Genomic DNA, 13,106 nt, shown 5'->3' with positions numbered 1-13,106 from the left:
AGACCGCGCAGAGTGCCGCCTCATCACGGCGCGACGCCGGTGCGGGAGATCCTCCGGCAACGCCAGCTGAACTCCACCGGCCACAAGGGCTGCGACTCGGCATGCCCATGCTCGACGAATGACTGCCACAGGCTGGCATAGTCGACCCCACGCACCGGGTGGCGCTGCTCGGCGAAGGCTTCCGCCAGTGGCAGCAGCACGAAGGCATTGCGATCCACTTCCTCGCGCGGCAGCAGGACACCGTCGATCTCGCCGGTCAGCTCACCGACCGTCAGGATGTCGATATCCAGCGTACGCGGACTGAACTTGGGGCTGCCCTCGAGGCGTCCGTTAGCGAACTCGACCTGCTTGCACCAGGCTTGCAGCTCACCGACGCTCCAGTCACTGTGGAATCCCGCCACCAGATTGTAGAAATTGCGCCCGTCGACGAACCCCACCGGCTCGCTTTCGTAGACGGAAGACAGCGTGAGCTCCCCGAAGGTCGCCTCCAGGGCATCCAGGCAGACTCGCACGTGATGATCACGCTCGATGTTGCTGCCGATGGAGACAAGCACCAGAGTCATGCGCTGACATCCACGAGCGTGCCACGCTCGATGCGCACGCCCACCGCTTGCGCCTCCGGGACCGCCCCCGGCTTGCGCACCGTCATCCTGAGCCAGGGAATCCCGAATTCTTCCCGCAGCAGCGCGGCGAGACGCTCCGCGAAGGTCTCCACCAGCTCGAACTGGCTGTCGTCTGCGTAGGTCTGGATACGAGCGCTGATGGCAGCATAATCAAGGGTATGCGTCAGATCATCCCCCGTCGCGGCAGGACGGATGTCCGTCGCCATCTCCAGATCGATCACCAGACGCTGGCGAATGGTACGCTCCCAGTCATAGACTCCTATCACGGTCTCAACTGCCAGAGCCTCGATCAGCACACGATCCATGGCGTTACCTCTATGCTTGTCGGATGAACCAGTAAAACGACGCCGCCAAAGGCCCCGCCATCATGCCCGAGATTCTACTGCACCCGGCCCCTGCTTGGCCAAACCGAGCCGCGCGATGCGCCTGTCCGCAAGCGACATGGCTGACGGCGCGCAGCGGGTCATGTGCGGGGGAGGCATGCTGAGCGACATCATCGGCTGGGTGGCCACGCTGGCACACTGGCAGCAGCTGAGCCTGCTGCTGGCACTGGCCTATGGGGGAGGGTCGGTTCTGGGAGCGGTGTGGATCTGCCAGCGCCTGGGCCTGACCGACCCGCGGCTGGCCGGCTCCTTCAATCCGGGCTTCTCGAATGTACTGCGACTGCACGGTGCCATGCCTGCCGCGCTGGTCCTGGCCTTCGATGCCACCAAGGGCATGCCTGCCCTGTGGCTGGGTGGCGAGATCGCCCTGCCCGCCTGGGCACTGGGACTGATCGGGCTGGCGGTGCTGATCGGCCACAGCCTGCCGCTATGGCATCGTGGACATCGAGGCGGCAAGGCTGTCGCTGCCGCCTTCGGCGTGCTGTTGATGCTGGCACCGGGCGTGGCCCTGAGCTGTGCTGCCCTGTGGATCGGACTGGCGTGGCGCCTGCGCACCGCCGCCATTGCCTCACTCGTCTCAGGGCTTGCCGCCCCGCTCTTCAGCCTGTGGCTGGCGCCGGAAATGAGCGGCGTGATACTCGTCTTCGCCAGTCTGATCGTGGTGCGTCACGCGCTCAATCTGCGCCGCCTGAGCGATGGCAGCGAACCGCGCCTGTAGACCCTCACTCCGCAGCCCGGCCCTTGCCTCTGCGTGCATCGTCCTCTCAGTGAGCGTGGCCACAACCACAGTGCGGCGCATGGACCTCTGGCGTGGCTCGCCACTCATCCAACGCCTCGGCAATCGCCTGCTGACGCTGCTCGCCCATCGCCCGCCCGATCTCGGCACCCTTGAGCCCCTGAGCGACCAGGGATTGCGGCGAGACCGCCGTCGCGGCCTGCCAGGCGGCATTGCCCAGCCGTGCCAGCCCCTTGTCTTCCACCGCCAGCAAGGCCACCAGCACCGACTGGCGCTCACCACGACGCCACGCATCGACGCCATCCAGCCAGACCTTGAGATCTTCCGCCTGCACGCCACCCTCACGATGCGACGCATCATTCAGCTCTCGGCACAGACGCGCCTGCTGAGCCGCATCGCGCACGGCACTGGGCAGACGCAGCTCCTGCGCCAGGGTATCGATCTCCTCACGCGACAGGTGCTCCACCAGCCGTGCCATGCGCCAGCAGACCATCTCCGCCTCATCGACCAGCTGTCGCGGCAGTCGATCCAGCCGCTCCAGCGCTGACTCAAGCGCACGGGCCTCCCTCGCCAGTGCCGGCATCAGCACGCTCAGGGCACCCAGCTCATCCAGCAGCTGGAAGTAGGCCTCAGGACTGGCTTCCCCCAGCGCCTTCTCGGTTTCCTTCCAGACACGCTCAGCGACCAGATGCGAGACTTCGCCGCTCTCGACCATCCCCTGCATCAACGCGCGAGTCTCCTCGGCGACCGTGAAACCCAGCCCCTGATAACGTGCCAGGAAGCGTGCCACGCGCAGCACGCGTAGCGGGTCTTCACTGAAGGCGTCGGAGACGTGGCGCAACAGTCGTGCCTCGAGATCCGCAAGTCCGCCGTAGGGGTCCACCAGTTCGCCCTCGCCGGGCGGACTGTCCAGCGGCTCGGCCATGGCATTGATGGTCAGATCACGACGCACGAGATCCTCTTCCAGGGTCACGTCGGGGCTGGCATGCACGGTGAAGCCAACGTAGCCATGTCCGGACTTGCGCTCGGTGCGTGCCAGCGCATATTCCTCCTGCGTCTGAGGGTGCAGGAAGACCGGAAAGTCGCGCCCCACCGGGCGGAAACCACGCGCCTGCATGTCCTCGACCGTCGCGCCCACCACCACGAAATCGCACTCATGCCATGGCCAGCCCAGGCGCGCATCGCGCACGGCGCCCCCTACCCGATAGACCTCGAGCCCTTGCAGCAGGCGGTCCGATGACGCATCAAGTCGATGAGGGGCACTACGAGTCATGGGGACTCCTTGGCAGAAGGGAGATGAGACAATCAGGCAAAGGTAGGATCAGCTACCGCTTTCGACATCGTCGCCATGGGTGAGCTGATACTGGGTGAAACCGCCATCGAGAGAGTAGACCTTCTCGAAGCCCTGCCCGGCAAGCCAGGCCGCTGCCTGCTGACTGGAGTGGCCGTGATAGCACACCACTACCAGCGGTGTGTCACGCGGTGTCTCTTCCAGGATCGCCCCCGCACTGGCGTTGTCCAGATGCCGGCTGCCGGGAATGCGCCCCTGAGTGAAGCTGAGCGGATCACGGATGTCCAGCAGCACGAAGGGTTGTTCGCCGTCGCGCCATTGCGCCAGTGACGCCAGATCAAGATGTTCGAAACTCATGGGAACTCCGCTGAAGATAGGGACAGGAAAATGGACGTGCGCCGCGCAGGGGAGGCGCCTTGCAGAGTCAGTCGCGCGATGTCACCGCCGGTTCGAACACGCGCTGCCCCGTCTCGAGATCGAGCGCTGTCAGCCCGCCACCCCATACACAGCCGGTATCCAGTGCCGCGACATCCTGGCGCGCCGCTGGAGTCTCGCCTTCCAGCGCCGCCCAATGGCCGAACAGCAGGCGCGGAGAGTCATCCCAGGCCCCCTCGGGACGCGGAAACTGGAACCAGGGACGATAGCCCTCGGGCGCGGAATCCAGCCCCTCCTTGGCCGCAAAGTCCATGCGACCCTCGCGGTCCACGAAACGCATGCGGGTGAAGACATTCACGATGCAACGCAGCCGCGCGATGCCGCTGAGATCCTCCCGCCAGAGATCGGGCGTGTCGCCATACATCTCGCCGAGAAACTCGCGATAGGCGTCCCCCGCCAGTGCAGCTTCCGCCTCGCGGGCCAGCGCTGCCGCCTGATTCAAGGTCCAGCCGGGCAGAACGCCGGCATGCGTCATCACCGTGCGCCGCGCATCGATGGTCTCTTCCACCATCAACGGCTGGCGACGCAGCCAGTCAAGCAGCTCGTCGCGATCCGGCGCGTCCAGAATGGGCTGAAGCGTATCGGAACGCTTGAGGCGCCCGAAGCCATGCGCGACCGCCAGCAGATGCAGATCATGGTTGCCCAGCACGATGCGCGCACTGTCCCCGAGAGCCTTGGCATGGCGCAGGCATTCAAGCGAGCCCGGCCCGCGATTGACCAGATCTCCGGCCAACCACATCACATCACGTCCGGGCGTGAACTCCAGACGCTGCAACAGGCGTTCGAACTCAACGTGACATCCCTGCAGATCGCCAATCGCCCACTGCGTCATGCTGCTCCCCCGGCCGCTTGGCGGCCTGCTACGTGAATGACTTGCTGATAATTTCGTTCAGGACGGCGACAGACCGATGGGCCATGTCCCGACCTGGCCCGAGACTCGGCAGGCATCAATGCACCTGATGCGGCCCGGCCAGACGAAATGGCGCGATGGCGACTTCGAAGGTGCGCGCATGGGTGGCATCGGAGAAGGTATAGGCCCCCTGCATCACGCCGACCGGCATGTCGAGGACGGCCCGCGAGGTATAGCGGAAGCTTTCCCCCGGGGCGATCAGCGGCTGCTTGCCGACCACCCCCTTGCCGCGGACTTCCTGCTCGTTGCCGCTTCCCTGGGTGATCTTCCAGTAACGCGCCAGCAGCTGGATCGTCTCGTCGCTGCCATTGTGCACCGTGATGGTGTAGCGGAACACGAAGCGGTTCTCGCTCGGACGACTCTCGTCGGCGCAGTACTCCGGTACGGCGTCGACATGAATGTCCGCCACGCCGCTCATGCGTCGTGATCGCTGTCAGTGGCGGCCTGCGAGGTCTTGACCTCACCGTGACCGACATTGCTGCGGGGGCGCTTGCGGGGCGCGCTGTCCGCCTGACTGGCGGTCATGCCCTGGGCGCTCAGATGGTTGGTGATCATCACCAGCTCCGCGACCGTCAGCGTCTGCGGGCGACGCGAGGGATCAATGCCCAGCGCCGTCAGCTGTTCGGCATCGATACGCCCCTTGAAGTTGTTGCGCAGGGTCTTGCGACGCTGAGAGAAGGCTTCCCGCACGATGATGGCCAGCAGCTTCTCGTCAGTCGCCGGATGCGGCAGCTCGGCATGCGGCACCAGACGCACGATGGCCGAGTCCACCTTTGGCGCCGGGAAGAAGGCACTGGGCGGCACCAGGAAGAGGTTCTCGACCGCACAGTAATACTGGGTCATCACCGACAGACGGCCCCAGTCCGTGCCACCCGGCTCAGCCGCCAGACGCTCGACCACTTCCTTCTGCAGCATGAAGTGCATGTCGGCAATCGCGCCACGCGCTTCCAGCAGGTGGAAGATCAGTGGCGTGGAGATGTTGTACGGCAGGTTGCCGACCACGCGCAGTGCCGGGCCATCGCCTACCAGCGCCGGAAAATCGAAGCGCAGAGCATCGCCCTCGTGGATGACGAAATCGGGATAGTTGAAGAACTGCACGCGCAGCCCGGGGATCAGGTCACGGTCCAGCTCGATGACCTCCAGCTTGCCCGCCGCTTCCAGCAACGGACCGGTCAGCGCCCCCTGCCCCGGACCGATCTCGACCAGCCGCTCCCCCTCTGCCGGACGAATGGCCCTGACGATACGTGAGATGACGCCAAGATCCTGCAGGAAGTTCTGGCCGAAACGCTTGCGCGCACGATGCGCCGGGAAATGTTGGGACATGGGACTGACTTTCCTCCGGGGAGCCCTGTGGACTCCCGACAACAAGACGCCATCCTTCACCTGTGGAATCGATGCAGAGGCATCGAGGGACATGGAAAGGACGGCGAGACCATCCTGGATGGTCGAATGACTGGGGTAGCGGCGACGCCTGCTTGAGGTGCGCGCTCGGCGTGCCGCATGGACGGTCACGCCAGATGATGGGGGATTATCTCAGGCTCGCGCGGCGGCTGCCATCTCGATGGCCACCTGCACGGCCTGCACGAGACTTCCGACATCGGCCCGACCCGTGCCCGCGAGATCCAGCGCGGTACCGTGATCGACCGAGGTACGCACGATGGGCAGGCCCAGCGTGATGTTGGCCGCCTGACCGAATCCGGCGTACTTGAGCACCGGCAGCCCCTGATCGTGATACATCGCCAGCACGGCATCCACGCCATCGAGATGACGTGGCGTGAACAGGGTATCCGCCGGCAGCGGCCCCGCCAGCTGCATGCCCGTGGCGCGCAGTGCCTCGAGCGTCGGTGAGATCACCTCGATCTCCTCGACGCCGAGATGCCCACCTTCGCCGGCATGGGGGTTGAGTCCGCACACCGCGATGCGCGGCGTCTCACGCCCGAAGTAGCGTTTGAGATCTTCCGCCAGGATAGTGAGCACTCGTGTCAGCCCCTGCGGCGTGATGGCGTCGGCCACCTCACGCAGCGGCAGATGGGTGGTGGCCAGCGCGACACGCAGTCCCGGGCACGCCAGCATCATGACCACTGCCTCGACACCGCAGACGTCGCGCAGATACTCGGTATGCCCCGTGAAACCGGCGTGGCCGGCCTCGATCACGGCAGCCTTGGACAGCGGCGCCGTCACCATGGCACTGGCGTGTCCGGCCTGACAGGCGGCGATGGCCACGTCGAGCATCTGCAGGACATGATCACCGTTGCGCGCATCGATCACCCCCGGCTCACTGGGCACCGCCAGCGGCACCGACCATACGGCCAGATGACCATTGCGGGCCGGTGGCAGGGGGTCGCCGGGGCTCAGCTCATGCAATTCAAGCGAAAGCCCCAGCAGGCGGGCACGACTGGCCAGCAGGTCGGGATCGGCGACCGCGACCAGCTGCGCCGGGAAGTCCTCGGCCTGAGCCGCCAGCATCACCAGCAGCTCGGGACCGATGCCCGCCGGCTCCCCGGCGGTCAGCGCGATCACCTCGGACGACATGGCGCGCTCACTGCTCATCAAGGCGGTTGTCGACATAGGCCTCGGCGCGGATCTGCTGCTGCCAGGCTTCCAGTTCGTCATTGAGCTTGCGCTGGAACAGGGTCTTGCGGACCTTGTCACGCTGGCTGGAATTGGTGACATCCTGCTGACGACGATTCTCGACCTCGATGATGTGATAACCGAAGCGCGTCTTGATGGGCTGGCTGACCTCACCCACCTTCAGGGCGTTCATGGCAGTCTCGAAGGACGACACCGTCTGCCCCGGGCTGACCCACCCCAGCTCGCCACCCTTGAGAGAGCTGCCCTTGTCGTCGCTGAACTCTTGGGCCAGCGCGGCGAAGTCCTCGCCTCCCAGCACGCGACGGCGGATGGACTCGGCACGCTCAAGCGCCTGCTGATCACTCATGTTCGGGTTGGGCTGGATCAGGATGTGACGCGCCTGAGTCTGGGAAATCAATGACTTGCCTGCGCCACGCTTCTCGATCAGCTTGACCAGGTGATAGCCGCTGGCACTGCGCAACGGCTGGGACACCTCACCTGCCTGCATGTCCGGCACCACATCGGCGAATACGCTCGGCAGCTCACCGCCGGCGCGCCAGCCGAGATCCCCGCCACTCAGCGCCTGGCTGCCAGCGGATTCCGCCGCTGCCACCTGGGCGAAGTCCGTCCCATCGGCGATCTGCTGACGCAGACCATCGGCACGCTCGCGCGCCGCCTTGACCTGAGCCGGTGTCGGCTCCTGCGGCAGGGCGACCAGCAGGTGCGCCAGGTGATACTGGATATCACTGCCGACGTCCTGCTGGTTGAGATACCGGTCGATCTCGCGATCGGAGATGCGCACCTTGCTGGCCACGCGACGCTGCTGGATCTGTTGCACCAGCAGTTCACGACGCACCTGATCACGCACATCGGCCAGCGACATGCCATCCTGCTCGAGCTTGTCGGCAAAGGCCTCCAGGCTCAGACCATTGTCCTTGGCGATTCCCCGCAGGGTGGCATTGAGCTGGGTGTCATCGATGCTCAGATTGGCCTGCTCCGCCATCTGCAGCTGAATCTGCTCATTGACCATGCGGTCGAGCACCTGGCGCTCCAGCACATTGCGCGGCGGCAGGTTGATACCGCGACTCTGCAGCTGTTGGCTGGCCTGGGAGACACGCCGCTCCATGTCGCTTTGCATGATGGCGTCCTTGTTGACCACGGCAACCACACGGTCGAGCAACTCGGCGGCACTCACCGGCAGGCTTGCCAGCGCGAATGCCAGCCCCAGCGGGGCAATCAGGGTCTTGCGCATCGGGTGTTCTCTCGACGTAAAAATGTTGATGGCGCCGCCTTGCAGCGGCGCCCTGTCGTCAGCGTGCGTGACGCATCCCGGGGGTCAGAAACCGGCGTTGCGATAGCCCGGCACCGCCTGCTCCAGATAGCTGTCCGCGCTCTGGCCGACGCCACCCAGTCCCTTGAACTCGAAGGTCAGGAAGATACCGTTCTTCTCTTCATCATCCGAGATGGTATTGGCGGTGTCGTTGTCATCCTGCCATTCCCGCCAGGTGACCTGGACGCCATAGCAGCAGTCGTTGTACTGGACACCCAGCACCTTCTCCAGCGAGCGGGAATTGGTGCTGTCGTACTGATAGCGGCCCAGCAGCGACCAGCTTGCGCTGACCGGCGTCGCGAACGAGAAATCCCACTCGTTGCGGGTATAGCCCAGCACGTCTTCATCGTCCTCATCATCGTAAGGCACGAACCCTTCGATCTCACGATTGAAGCCAAAGTTCAGTACCGTGCCCTGTTTGGCGCGATAACGCAGTGATGTCTGGGCACTTTCGGTGACACCGCGATCGAAGTCCTGGAACACGGCCTGGGTCGCGGTCCACTGGTCGTTGAGGACCACATCGGCCTGGAAGACCACCGGCGAGCGGTCACGCGTCGCCCGATAGTAATCGGAGTAGCTGTCGAAGTCGGAGCGCGACGTCTTGTCCGGGTCCCCATCCATGTCGATGTTGCGGTCCGACAGGTAGCTGGACTGGCCAACGCCCAGCTTGAGGCGTTCACGACCGCTCTCGTCACTGATGAAGCGCGAGGAGACGCCGTAGGAAATCTTGTTGGTGTCGCCCACTCGGTCGCCACCGCTGAAGCGGTAGGGAGACCACAGCTGATTCCAGCTGAAGGCATCCTCGGAGGTGTCGAAGTCCGGGAAGTCGGACTGATCGACCTCAGGGACATAGGCGTAGTACAGACGCGGCTCCAGCGTCTGCTTGTAACCTTCGCCGAACCACTCGGTATCACGGTCGAAGATCAAGCCGCTGTCCAGTGACAGCACCGGAATGGTCGCCGAGGTACTGCTGTCACGATCGGTCTCGCGATCCCCGTAGTCCAGGTCGTAGCTCAGACTGATCAGCTGGGCACGCGGCTCGATGAAGCTCCAGCTCTGATCACTGCGCCAGCCCACGGCCGGCGCCAGACGCAGACGGGTGCCGTTGGCGGCTTCATCGTCGTCGATGTCCGTGTCGGTCTCGTCCACATCACGCCAGAAGTAGGTGGCGTTGGAATTCCATTCTTCATAGAAGCCGCTGGTCTGGCTCCAGCGCGCGTTGGCAGTCAGGCTCGGCAGGCGATAGAACGGCTTGTCCTCGTCATCCAGCGGAAAGTCCATCCGCTGATACCCCTGCGCCTTGAACTCGAGATCCCAGACGTCGCCACGGTAATTCAGTCGCGCGAGACGCTCGAGGCTGTCCGTCTCGGTCTCGCCGAAGTTGCGCCCGAAGTCATCGAAGTAATTGCCGTCGGATGCCGCGCCATACTTGAGCTGATAGGCCGTGCGCGCGTCATAGCGACCAGAGTGCTGGTAATTGATGTACCAGCGATCCTCGCCGATGAGATCCTCTTCATCGTCATCCGGATCACTGCCGCCATCGTCATCGGCCAACCAGGCGCCTTCCAGCGTGCCTTCGTCGCCACGCGGCAGCAGGTAACGGAACTCACCTTCCAGCATCTCACCGCGCTCTGAAATGTAGCGAGGCGTGATGGTGGCATCGTAATTCGGGGCCAGGTTCAGATAGATGGGCTGGGCATAATCGAAGCCGCTGGAGCTGGTGTAGCTGAGCTGCGGCCACAGCAACCCGGTGTGGCGGCGGTCATCGACCGGGAAACGCACATAGGGCCAATAGAAGACCGGCACGCCGCCCATTTCCATGCGCGCGTGGGTCGCCTCCCCCCAACCGGACTCCCGGTCGATGGTGATATCGCTGCCGACCAGACGCCACAGGCTGTTGCCCGGCTCACAGGAGGTGAAACTGGCATCCTTCAGGCGATAACGGCCATCTTCCAGACGCGCCAACTGCACCGCATCCCCCCGGATACGCTGCTTGTGGAAGACGTAGTGACCATTGTCGACGCTGGCCGCGTCGCTGTTGAGCGAGACGCGGGCATCATCTCCGCGCAGCAGCACGCCGGGCTGACGGTAGGTCACCGGGCCCTTGGCCGTCGCGGTGTCTCGCGCCTCGTTGACGCTGACCTCAGGCGATTCCAGCTGGGAATCACCCCGTCTGAGCACTACCTCGCCCATCAGGGTCGCGACGCCGTCATTGCCATAATTGGCCTTGTCGGCGGAGGTCGCGACCTGCTCGGGCGTGTCGCCCGCATCGATCCGGTAGGCCGGTGTCACGTAGCGACCGCTGCACAACTGCCCCTTCGGCACCTCATCATAAGGCTGCCAGTCGAGCTGGCTTGCCGACAGCGGCTCCGGCGGGGCGGCTTGCGCCATCAGCGGCGCGCCGGCGGCCAGCGGGGCCAGCGTCCACAGGAGACGCAGCACCAGCGGCTTGAGCCGCCATGTCGCCGGCTGGCTGACGGGGAGACGCGTCGCCGTCGTGGAAGACGCAAGACGACGATGCGGCCGCCCGAGGGCGGACACCGGCTTGCCCGTGTGTATTGAATGGCTGCGCTGGGCCATGGCTGCTCTGTGTCCTTGGCTGGGGGAATCGGTATTATACAGGCCCAGCAACCGGCCTTCCTGCTTGCCGGTTCCGCCTGTCCTGTGGTCACCACACCCCAGCATGCGGGGCCGCGGCACAGGCGTCAACTGACAGCCGGCCCCCGTATCCGCCGACAGGAGCCCCGCCCCATGACATCCGACGCCCGCCGTCAGGCCCTCCACGCCTGGGCTGCCGCACGCCACGACCTCACCCCCGACACCGTCCGCATGAGCGCGGTGGCCGACGACGCCAGCTTTCGTCGCTACTTCCGCCTGCATCTCGATGAGAGCGCCCCCGGCATGTCGCCCCGCATCCTGATGGATGCACCGCCGGAAAAGGAGGACAGCCATGGCTTCGTCGCCATCGCCCGCCAGTGGCGAGAGGCCGGCCTGCCCCTGCCCGTGGTCTTCGCCTTCGATGACGCCCGAGGCTTTCTGGAGCTTGAGGATCTCGGTGATACGCCACTGATGACGGCCCTGACCAGCACCGAACACGCTGACCACTACTATGGCGAGGCCATCGGCCTGCTCGAGCAGCTGCATGAACTGCCGCTGGCCGACCTGCCCGCCTATGACGATGCGCGTCTCAAGGCCGAGATGGACCTCTTCCCCGAATGGTGTCTGGAGCAGCTGCTCGACATGCCGCATGACCGCCGCTACGCCGCCTGGGAAACGCTCTGCGGACAGCTGCTGACGGCCGCGCGCGCGCAACCTCTCGTCACCGTGCACCGCGACTTCCATGCCCAGAACCTGTTCCTGCATGCCGATGCCGGCCAGTCGCGCGAGACGCTGTGGATCATCGACTTCCAGGATGCCGTCATCGGTCCCGAGAACTACGACCTGATCTCGCTGCTGCGTGACCGCCACTGGCGCTGGCCGGAGCCCGCCATGGCGCGCTGGATCGAACAGGCCCGCCTTGCCGCCCTGCCACGCTATGCCGCCGCTGGCCTGCCGGCCCCCAGCCCGCTCGAGTATCGTCAGAGCGTCGAGCGCATGGGCGTGCAGCGCAATCTCAAGATTCTCGGCATCTTCGCGCGCCTGACCCTGCGCGACGCCAAGCCACGCTATCTGACGCTGATGCCACGCTTCCTCGGCCATCTGCGTGAAGGTCTGGCCTTCTGCCCTGAACTGATCTCCTTCACCCACTGGCTGGATGAGGTGCTGACCCCGGCGCTGTCACTGCGTCTGGCCTCCGAGTGCGAGGCACGAGGCCTGCGACTGGCCAATGGCGAGACGCCGGAGATCAACCTTGACGACTACGATGAGCTGGCTGCACTGGCCGATCGCGCGGCACGCCTGATGCGCAACGCCGAGGCACGTCAGACAGATGTCACGCAGGAGAAAGGCTGATGCGCGCGATGATTCTGGCCGCGGGCTTCGGGACTCGCATGCGTCCATTGACTGACCACACGCCCAAGCCGCTGCTGAACGTCGCAGGGCGCCCGCTGCTGGAGCATCATCTGCTCAGGCTGGAAGCCGCAGGCGTGGATGACATCGTCATCAACGTCGGCCATCTTGCGCAGAAGATCCTGGAGCATTTCGTCGCTGCTCGCTCTCCCTGCGGCTTGCTGCAGGCGCGCTGGCAGGGCCGCAGGCGCGAACTGACGCTGACGTTCTCCCATGAGACGACGCCACTGGAGACCGGTGGCGGCATCGCACGCGCGCTGACACTGCCCGGCGCTCTGACGGCCGATGACGCCGACGAGACACCCTTCCTGCTGATCAATGGCGATGTCTGGTGCGATGTGGATCTCGGGGCGCTGATGGCCCAGGCACTGGTCAGCCAGACTCAGTGCCTGCCGCCAAGGCCGTTGGCGGGCCTGGTACTGGTGGACAACCCGCCACACCATCCGAGCGGCGACTTCCTGCTGATGCAGGATGGCGAAGTCCGCGACGGCCCCGTGAATGGAACGGACGAGCGCATGGACAACGCAGACCGCCTGACCTTCTCCGGCGTGTCATGGCTGTCCCCACGCCTGATCCGGCGCGCCCTGCACGAGACGCCGGCTCTGCGAGAGGGTGATGGCGTGTTCAAGCTGGCACCGCTGCTGCGCGATGCCATGCAGCGCGGGGAGGCACGCGGACTGCATCACCGTGGCGAATGGATCGACGTCGGAACGCCGGCAAGACTGGACGAGCTGGACAGGCTGCTCAGCGATCGCCCGGCACATCCGGAGGCATGAGCTCGCAGGCATAAGCTCAGCGCCGGACGTTCCTCCGGCCGCG

General features: G+C 65.1%; 13 protein-coding genes. 3 read left to right on the top strand and 10 right to left on the bottom strand.

Annotation, left to right across the window (positions count from 1 at the left end):
- Positions 1–23: 23 nt before the first annotated feature.
- Complete coding sequence (folK, locus tag HXS66_RS12170) at positions 24–563, bottom strand: 2-amino-4-hydroxy-6-hydroxymethyldihydropteridine diphosphokinase (protein ID WP_077378107.1); 540 nt, start codon at positions 561–563, stop codon at positions 24–26.
- Positions 560–928, bottom strand: coding sequence for a dihydroneopterin aldolase (gene folB / locus HXS66_RS12165; protein WP_176503628.1), 369 nt, complete (start codon positions 926–928; stop codon positions 560–562). Before folB ends, folK begins: the two co-directional genes overlap by 4 nt.
- 115 nt (positions 929–1,043) lie before the next feature.
- Here folB and HXS66_RS12160 point away from each other — a divergent pair, with 115 nt between their 5' ends.
- Positions 1,044–1,724, top strand: coding sequence for a glycerol-3-phosphate acyltransferase (locus HXS66_RS12160; RefSeq protein ID WP_240499643.1), 681 nt, complete (start codon positions 1,044–1,046; stop codon positions 1,722–1,724).
- 46 nt (positions 1,725–1,770) lie between these two features.
- Here HXS66_RS12160 and HXS66_RS12155 read toward each other — a convergent pair whose 3' ends face one another.
- The 8 genes from HXS66_RS12155 to HXS66_RS12120 form a co-directional block, all read right to left on the bottom strand.
- A complete protein-coding gene (locus HXS66_RS12155; RefSeq protein ID WP_176503627.1) occupies positions 1,771–3,015 on the bottom strand; it encodes a polynucleotide adenylyltransferase in 1,245 nt (414 codons plus the stop codon).
- Positions 3,016–3,063: 48 nt separating this feature from the next.
- The gene (glpE, locus tag HXS66_RS12150; RefSeq protein WP_077378098.1) at positions 3,064–3,390 is read right to left on the bottom strand and encodes a thiosulfate sulfurtransferase GlpE; all 327 of its coding nucleotides are present in this window, start codon (positions 3,388–3,390) and stop codon (positions 3,064–3,066) included.
- Positions 3,391–3,457: 67 nt separating this feature from the next.
- Entirely contained in the window at positions 3,458–4,300 is an 843-nt protein-coding gene (locus tag HXS66_RS12145) for a symmetrical bis(5'-nucleosyl)-tetraphosphatase (RefSeq protein ID WP_141392525.1), read from the bottom strand.
- A 115-nt stretch (positions 4,301–4,415) separates the two neighbouring features.
- Positions 4,416–4,796: a Co2+/Mg2+ efflux protein ApaG gene (gene apaG, locus HXS66_RS12140; RefSeq protein ID WP_077378092.1), complete on the bottom strand. Its 381-nt coding sequence runs from the start codon at positions 4,794–4,796 to the stop codon at positions 4,416–4,418.
- The gene (gene rsmA, locus HXS66_RS12135; protein WP_176503626.1) at positions 4,793–5,701 is read right to left on the bottom strand and encodes a 16S rRNA (adenine(1518)-N(6)/adenine(1519)-N(6))-dimethyltransferase RsmA; all 909 of its coding nucleotides are present in this window, start codon (positions 5,699–5,701) and stop codon (positions 4,793–4,795) included. Before rsmA ends, apaG begins: the two co-directional genes overlap by 4 nt.
- 210 nt (positions 5,702–5,911) lie before the next feature.
- Positions 5,912–6,910 carry a 4-hydroxythreonine-4-phosphate dehydrogenase PdxA gene (pdxA, locus tag HXS66_RS12130; RefSeq protein WP_218015169.1) on the bottom strand — a complete coding sequence of 333 codons (999 nt, stop codon included), beginning with the start codon at positions 6,908–6,910 and terminating at the stop codon, positions 5,912–5,914.
- Between the two features lie 7 nt (positions 6,911–6,917).
- The gene (locus tag HXS66_RS12125; protein ID WP_077378083.1) at positions 6,918–8,201 is read right to left on the bottom strand and encodes a peptidylprolyl isomerase; all 1,284 of its coding nucleotides are present in this window, start codon (positions 8,199–8,201) and stop codon (positions 6,918–6,920) included.
- A gap of 84 nt (positions 8,202–8,285) precedes the next feature.
- Positions 8,286–10,670: an LPS-assembly protein LptD gene (locus HXS66_RS12120; protein ID WP_176503641.1), complete on the bottom strand. Its 2,385-nt coding sequence runs from the start codon at positions 10,668–10,670 to the stop codon at positions 8,286–8,288.
- A gap of 360 nt (positions 10,671–11,030) precedes the next feature.
- On the opposite strand from HXS66_RS12120, the gene HXS66_RS12115 reads away from it, so the two are divergent.
- Entirely contained in the window at positions 11,031–12,230 is a 1,200-nt protein-coding gene (locus HXS66_RS12115; protein ID WP_176503624.1) for an aminoglycoside phosphotransferase family protein, read from the top strand.
- Positions 12,230–13,063 (top strand): nucleotidyltransferase family protein, encoded by an 834-nt coding sequence (locus tag HXS66_RS12110; RefSeq protein ID WP_176503623.1) that lies wholly within the window; start codon positions 12,230–12,232, stop codon positions 13,061–13,063. Before HXS66_RS12115 ends, HXS66_RS12110 begins: the two co-directional genes overlap by 1 nt.
- The last annotated feature ends 43 nt before the right edge of the window (positions 13,064–13,106 follow it).

Source organism: Cobetia sp. 5-11-6-3, from assembly GCF_013374055.1.
GTDB lineage: Bacteria > Pseudomonadota > Gammaproteobacteria > Pseudomonadales > Halomonadaceae > Cobetia > Cobetia marina.
The sequence above is the reverse complement of the archived record's forward strand: the minus strand, read 5'-3'. Positions and strand labels throughout refer to the sequence as shown.

What these genes read in the sequence shown, in the direction of transcription:
- folB (WP_176503628.1), bottom strand. Translation starts at nt 928, where the DNA reads ATGGATCGTGTGCTGATCGAGGCTCTGGCAGTTGAGACCGTGATAGGA.
- HXS66_RS12145 (WP_141392525.1), bottom strand. Translation starts at nt 4,300, where the DNA reads ATGACGCAGTGGGCGATTGGCGATCTGCAGGGATGTCACGTTGAGTTC.
- HXS66_RS12155 (WP_176503627.1), bottom strand. Translation starts at nt 3,015, where the DNA reads ATGACTCGTAGTGCCCCTCATCGACTTGATGCGTCATCGGACCGCCTG.
- apaG (WP_077378092.1), bottom strand. Translation starts at nt 4,796, where the DNA reads ATGAGCGGCGTGGCGGACATTCATGTCGACGCCGTACCGGAGTACTGC.
- HXS66_RS12120 (WP_176503641.1), bottom strand. Translation starts at nt 10,670, where the DNA reads ATGGCGCAAGCCGCCCCGCCGGAGCCGCTGTCGGCAAGCCAGCTCGAC.
- HXS66_RS12125 (WP_077378083.1), bottom strand. Translation starts at nt 8,201, where the DNA reads ATGCGCAAGACCCTGATTGCCCCGCTGGGGCTGGCATTCGCGCTGGCA.
- rsmA (WP_176503626.1), bottom strand. Translation starts at nt 5,701, where the DNA reads ATGTCCCAACATTTCCCGGCGCATCGTGCGCGCAAGCGTTTCGGCCAG.
- folK (WP_077378107.1), bottom strand. Translation starts at nt 563, where the DNA reads ATGACTCTGGTGCTTGTCTCCATCGGCAGCAACATCGAGCGTGATCAT.
- HXS66_RS12115 (WP_176503624.1), top strand. Translation starts at nt 11,031, where the DNA reads ATGACATCCGACGCCCGCCGTCAGGCCCTCCACGCCTGGGCTGCCGCA.
- glpE (WP_077378098.1), bottom strand. Translation starts at nt 3,390, where the DNA reads ATGAGTTTCGAACATCTTGATCTGGCGTCACTGGCGCAATGGCGCGAC.
- pdxA (WP_218015169.1), bottom strand. Translation starts at nt 6,910, where the DNA reads ATGTCGTCCGAGGTGATCGCGCTGACCGCCGGGGAGCCGGCGGGCATC.
- HXS66_RS12160 (WP_240499643.1), top strand. Translation starts at nt 1,044, where the DNA reads ATGCGCCTGTCCGCAAGCGACATGGCTGACGGCGCGCAGCGGGTCATG.
- HXS66_RS12110 (WP_176503623.1), top strand. Translation starts at nt 12,230, where the DNA reads ATGCGCGCGATGATTCTGGCCGCGGGCTTCGGGACTCGCATGCGTCCA.